5 protein-coding genes and 2 pseudogenes are annotated in these 5,796 nt (G+C 69.9%); 5 read left to right on the top strand and 2 right to left on the bottom strand.

The genetic code is table 11. From position 1 onward, the window contains the following. Positions 1-141 precede the first annotated feature (141 nt). The 5 genes and pseudogenes from kdpB to ACWCP6_RS37125 form a co-directional block, all read left to right on the top strand. A complete protein-coding gene (gene kdpB / locus ACWCP6_RS37145; RefSeq protein ID WP_450937084.1) occupies positions 142-2,175 on the top strand; it encodes a potassium-transporting ATPase subunit KdpB in 2,034 nt (677 codons plus the stop codon). A gap of 334 nt (positions 2,176-2,509) precedes the next feature. Further along, complete coding sequence (locus ACWCP6_RS37140) at positions 2,510-3,319, top strand: SDR family NAD(P)-dependent oxidoreductase (RefSeq protein WP_450937083.1); 810 nt, start codon at positions 2,510-2,512, stop codon at positions 3,317-3,319. A 31-nt stretch (positions 3,320-3,350) separates the two neighbouring features. After that, positions 3,351-3,428: a 50S ribosomal protein bL37 gene (locus ACWCP6_RS37135; RefSeq protein ID WP_397926694.1), complete on the top strand. Its 78-nt coding sequence runs from the start codon at positions 3,351-3,353 to the stop codon at positions 3,426-3,428. Positions 3,429-3,537: 109 nt separating this feature from the next. Beyond that, a complete protein-coding gene (locus ACWCP6_RS37130; RefSeq protein WP_450937082.1) occupies positions 3,538-4,314 on the top strand; it encodes a GNAT family N-acetyltransferase in 777 nt (258 codons plus the stop codon). Positions 4,315-4,480: 166 nt separating this feature from the next. Beyond that, a pseudogene (locus ACWCP6_RS37125) lies at positions 4,481-4,921 on the top strand (GNAT family N-acetyltransferase); the annotation flags it as partial. Positions 4,922-4,958: 37 nt separating this feature from the next. Here ACWCP6_RS37125 and ACWCP6_RS37120 read toward each other — a convergent pair. Together ACWCP6_RS37120 and ACWCP6_RS37115 are read right to left on the bottom strand one after the other, a co-directional pair. Next, positions 4,959-5,144 (bottom strand): annotated as a pseudogene (locus tag ACWCP6_RS37120) (ATP-binding protein); the annotation flags it as partial. Between the two features lie 75 nt (positions 5,145-5,219). Continuing rightward, positions 5,220-5,528, bottom strand: a complete 309-nt coding sequence (locus tag ACWCP6_RS37115) for a hypothetical protein (protein ID WP_450937081.1) — start codon at positions 5,526-5,528, stop codon at positions 5,220-5,222. Between the last annotated feature and the right edge of the window lie 268 nt (positions 5,529-5,796).

Below are 5,796 nucleotides of genomic sequence, written 5' to 3'. Positions count from 1 at the left end.
CCGTCCTGGTCGGGTACGGCGTCGCCCAGGGTTCGACCAAGCGCCGGCCCAGGAAGGACCGGCCGGCACCGGCCGCGCCCACCGCGCCCCCGGCCTACGCCGACCTGACCTCCGAGCGGGCTGTTCGAACCCGCCCAGCTCATTCGCTCGTTCCCCGAGGCACTGCGCAAGCTGCACCCGCGCATCCTGGTGAAGAACCCCGTGCTCTTCGTCGTCTCGGTCGGCGCGGTCCTCACCACCCTGTCGGCGTTACTGCACCCGGCCGTCTTCACCTGGGTCATCAGTCTGTGGCTGTGGCTGACGGTCGTCTTCGCCAATCTTGCCGAGGCCGTCGCCGAGGGCCGCGGCAAGGCGCAGGCCGAGTCGTTGCGCAGGGCCCGTACCGACACCGTGGCGCTAAGACTCCTGCATTGGAGCTACGGCACCAACCCGGCCACCGCCCGCACGGAGGCCGTCGCCGCGACAGACCTCAAGCCGCTGGACGTCGTACTCGTCGGGGCGGGCGAGCTGATCCCGGCGGACGGCGACGTCATCGACGGCGTGGCGGCGGTGGACGAATCCGCGGTAACCGGTGAGTCGGCCCCGGTGATCCGGGAGTCCGGCGGGGACCGCAGCGGCGTCACGGGCGGTACGACGGTCCTGTCCGACCGGATCGTCGTACGGGTCAGCGCTCGCCCCGGTCACAGCTTCCTGGACCGGATGATCGCCCTGGTGGAGGGCGCCGCCCGGCAGAAGACGCCGAACGAGATAGCCCTGAACATCCTGCTGGCTTCCCTCACGATCATCTTCCTCCTGGTCGTGGTCACGCTCCAACCGATGGGTGAGTACGCCGACGCCGCCCAGTCGACGACCGTGCTGGTGGCACTCCTCGTCACACTCATCCCGACCACTATCGGCGCCCTGCTCTCCGCGATCGGCATCGCCGGCATGGATCGGCTGGTGCAGCGCAACGTGCTCGCCATGTCGGGCCGTGCGGTCGAGGCGGCGGGAGATGTGAACACCCTGTTGCTCGACAAGACCGGCACCATCACCCTGGGCAACCGTGAGGCCGTCGCCTTCGTCCCGCTGCCGGGGATCGACGAACGGCAGCTCGCCGACGCGGCCCAGCTGTCCTCGCTGACCGACGGGACACCGGAGGGCCGCTCAGTCGTCGTCCTCGCCAAGAACCGCTACGGACTCCGGGCACCCACCGAGGGTGAGCTGGCGAACACCCGCTGGGTGCCGTTCAGTGCGCAGACCCGGATGAGCGGGGTCAACCTGCGCTGGGACAACGGAGCCGTCTGCGCCATCCGCAAGGGCGCCGCCCAGCAGGTCATCGACTGGGTGCAGATGTACGGCGGCCAGGTGCCGTCCGAGGCACGGCTGTACGCCGACGCCGTGGCCGCCGGCGGCGGTACGCCCCTGCTGGTGGCGGTGCACGACTGGAACGGACCGCGTGTCCTCGGCCTGATCCACCTCAAGGACGTCGTGAAGCACGGCATCCGCGAACGCTTCGCCGAACTCCGCCGCATGGGCATCCGTACAGTGATGATCACAGGTGACAACCCACTGACCGCGAAGGCGATCGCCGAAGAAGCGGGCGTGGACGACTACTTGGCCGAGGCAGCCCCCGAGGACAAACTCGCCCTGATCAAGCGCGAACAGGAGGGCGGCAAGCTGGTCGCCATGACCGGCGACGGTACGAACGACGCCCCGGCTCTCGCACAGGCGGACGTCGGAGTCGCCATGAACACGGGGACATCAGCCGCGAAGGAGGCCGGCAACATGGTCGATCTCGACTCCAACCCGACCAAGCTCCTCGACATCGTCGAGATCGGCAAGCAGCTCCTCATCACCCGTGGGGCCTTGACCACGTTCTCCATCACGAATGACGTGGCCAAGTACTTCGCCATCATTCCGGCGATGTTCGCGGGTTCCTACCCGGGCCTGGAGTCGCTGAACGTGATGGGCCTGCACAGCCCGACCTCCGCGATCACATCGGCGATCATCTTCAACGCGCTGATCATCATCGCGTTGATCCCGCTCGCCCTGCGCGGCGTGCGGTACACCCCGTCCTCCGCCCATGACCTGCTGCGCCGCAACCTGCTCGTCTACGGCCTCGGTGGCCTCGTGCTGCCCTTCGTGGGCATCAAGCTGATCGACCTGCTGATCACGCAGGTGCCCGGCCTCGGCTGAGACGCGCCGATGTCCTGGCTCACCGTCCGGAACCGTATGCCCACGTCAGAGCCCCGTAAGGGAAGGCTGTTTCGGCTTGCCCGGGATGTGCGGTACGGGTTCCATTGACCTCGTGAACAGCGCCTGGCTCCTGTTCGACCGACCGCGGAGTCCCGCTCGGCCGTCACGTCGTGAGCCACGCTGACCGGAAGCGCCCGCGTCCCACCGACGCCGCATTCCGTGACCCGAGAGGGCGCCGTGTTCAACTCCGGCGCCCCCTCGTCCCGCCTTCTCCACCGCGCATCCACCGCCTCTGACCCGGCGGCGTCGACGTGCCCGCACCCCGGAACGGATCATGTCCAACTCCACCCTTTCCCCCCTGTCCGGCCGCACCGTCCTGGTCACCGGCGCCACCTCCGGCATCGGCTACGAGACCGCCCGGCAGCTCGCCGAACGCGGCGCCACCGTGCTGCTGCACGGCCGTACCGCCGAGGAGACGCAGGCCGCCGCCGACCGTCTCATCACCACAGCCAACGTGAAGACGCACCAACTGGCCGCCTACTTCGCCGACTTCGCCCACCTCGAGGAGGTCGAGGCCCTCGCCCGCACGGTGGTCACCGCCCACCCGCACCTGGACGTCCTCGTCAACAACGCGGGCATGGCCGCCCCGGAACGCCACACCGTCACCGCCGACGGCAACGAGATCGCCTTCCAGGTCAACTTCCTCGCCCACTACCTCCTCACCTGCCTGCTTGAACCGGCCCTGACCAGTGACCCGGGCGGCCGAGTTGTCAACGTCTCCTCCTCCCTGCACCGCACGGCATCCATCCAGTGGGCCGACCCCAACCGGGCCCGCCGCTACTCCCGACTCGCCGCCTACGCCCAGTCCCAGCTGGCGCTGACGGTGTTCGCGGCCGACCCGCGCGTCACCGCCGTCTCCATCAACCCGGGCGTGTGCGACACCGCCCTGCTGCCGCTCTACGCCCACGAGGGCGTCTCCGCGGCCGAGGGCGCCGCACACGTCGTCCGGCTGTGCGACCCGGCCGTCGAAATCGTCAACGGCGCCTACTACGACCGCGACGAGCCCGCCCCGGCCGCGACCGAGGACCGCACCGTCAAGCGCCTGACCAAGCTGGCCGCCCTGCTGGTCGGCCACACCACCTGAAAAACGTTCACGAGCAAAGGAGTTGACGCACATGTCCAAGCGCGCCCGCAAGAAGAGGGCCCGTCGCAAGAAGAAGGCCAACCACGGCAGCAAGGCCGGTCAGAGCTGACGACGAACGAGGGCGGCCGGCCCACGCCGTCTGCCTCAGGGGGCGGGCGACGCGGAGCGCTCCCCGTCGCCCGCCCCATCCGTATCCCATTCCCACCCCAGAGGCATCGATGATCGAGATCTCGCCGCCGGACCCGCGGGCGCTCGCACGCTGGTTCCCCACCCGATCCCCCGGCCCCGCCACGATCGGCGAACACGTGCTGGCCACGGGCATCGGCCGTTGGTGGGCCGACCGGCCCGTCCAGCCGCGCACGGTCGCCGTCTCCTGCGCCGGCCACGTCGTACTGCGTGGCAGCCCGGAGGAACTCACACCGACTCTCCTCGCCTCTCTGGCCGGCAACCGCGTCGAAGCACCCGCGCGCTTCCTGCCCGCCCTCGGCGCCGCCTTCCAGCGGCTCACCCCGTGGGAGCGGATGATCTGGACCCTCCAGGCCAGGCCTCAGTCCGTCACCGTCCCGCACGCGGTGACCGTACGGCACCTGAAGCCGGCGGACGCCGACGCCGTGCACGCCCTCGGCCCCGACGCGTCCTGGCTGTCGGCCAGCTGGGGCGGCCCACGCGACCTCGCCGCCTCGGGCCACGCCTGGGCCGCAGTGGGCCGTACCGGCCGCATCCTCGCGGTGGCCTGCACGTATTTCCGCGGTGCCGGCTACGAGGACGTGGCCGTCTACACCGTCCCCGACCGCAGACGCCACCACCTCGCCCTGGCCTGTATCACCTCCCTGTGCGCGGACATCACCTCCCGCGGTCACACGCCCAGCTGGAACTGCTCGGTCCACAACCGCGCCGGCCGACTCCTGGCCTGGAACGCCGGTTTCCGACTGGTCCGCGAATACGTCCACTACGCGACGGGGGGCGCGGTGTCACAGCATCGGCTCAGCGCCTGAGGTCTGTTGCGAAGGTCCCGTCGGATGGCTCGCCGACACACGGCGCTCGGTCCTGGCAGCCCCGGGCATACCGCCTTGAGGACAGGGCGTCTCGTCGTCAGCGGTGTCGAGTCCGTTCGGCCTGACCGGCGGGCCGCCGAAGCCGGGGGACTCGCAGCGGTGAGCGGCCGACCTGGGTGGGCCTCTCCCGCCCGAGGGGATGGCGGACAAGGTCCGCCGGGATGCCCAGCAGGCAGCAGCTGACCTCGCGTGGTTGAAGATGATCGTTCCCGATGCGGCCGGCCCCGACGTGGTGGCCGGGACGGTGACCATCTGGTCCCACGACACCGGTGACGGGCCGATCTCCGAGATCGGTTGGATGGTTCTGCCTGAATTCCAGGGACAGGGGTTGGGCAGACGCGCCGTCCGTGCCCTGCTGGAACAGGCCCGGGACCAAGACCGCTGGGGCCTCGTGCATGCCTTCCCGGCAACGAACAACGCAGCCTCGAACGGCATCTGCCGTTCCGTCGGCTTCAGACTCCTCTCCCAAGTGGAGATGACCTTCGCAGAGCGGGTTCTCAAGACCAACCACTGGGTCGTGGATCCGGCAAGGGATGTGACCTCGTGACGGCGGTCCCGATGCCCCGTTCGGTTGCCGGCGAAGGTCAGCCGGCGGCTGCCTGCTCCGCCAGGGCCTTGGTGCGGGCGAGCCGGTAGGACTCGGTGCCGGTGCGGATGATCGAGCCGTTGAAGGTCGGCCGGTCGACGATGGCCGCGCAGAGACAGGGACCGGTGAAGGCCGCCGTCCAGCCGCTGAGGGACTCGCCGGAGGCGACGGCAACGCTGTTCTGCAAGCGCGCCATCGCAGCGATCGCACCGCCCTCATCGAGTGGGATGTTCATGCCCCGTGCGCTGTTGCCCCACGATCACGGGGATGTGCTGCCGGGCAGCAGGGTGATCGTGGCATGTGCCGCATCGGGGTCGCCGTCGTAGGAGCACGTGAGCAGACCCGCCGCGCCGAGTTGGGCCAAGGCCGTGGTGAGGGCCTCGGGGGACGTGCGCAGAGCGAGTGCGGCCGGGCGCACGGGGAGACTGATGGTGTGGGCCGTGGCTCGTCCCAGCGCGGGGGTTGGGGCGGCAAGTTCCGCGAGGAACGCAGCCAGCGGTCCCCCTGCGAGGGCTGAGTGCGCCTTCGCAACCCACGGAGCCAGCCAGTCGTCGGCCATCTGCGTCACCGGTACCACTCCCTCTCCGCCGGGGACATTCCACTGGGGATTGAGAGCAGCATCGGCCGGAGACCTGCTGCGACGCACCGCACGGGAGGCCGAACGGGTGACCCTCTTCGGCCCCTCGACGGGGAGGCGACGGGCGCAGCCGGAGAGCAACCCCATTGCCTCCATTAGTCGCCGGGTATCGCGGCATGCCGCATATTCACATGGATGGACGAGGGCCCGGCGGACGACGCGTGCACCTTCGTGCCTGCCGTGACGCCGTAGCGGCAGG

The organism is Streptomyces sp. NPDC002004, from assembly GCF_053593975.1.
Note: the sequence above shows the minus strand (reverse complement) of the source record. Positions and strands in the feature narration are given on the sequence as shown.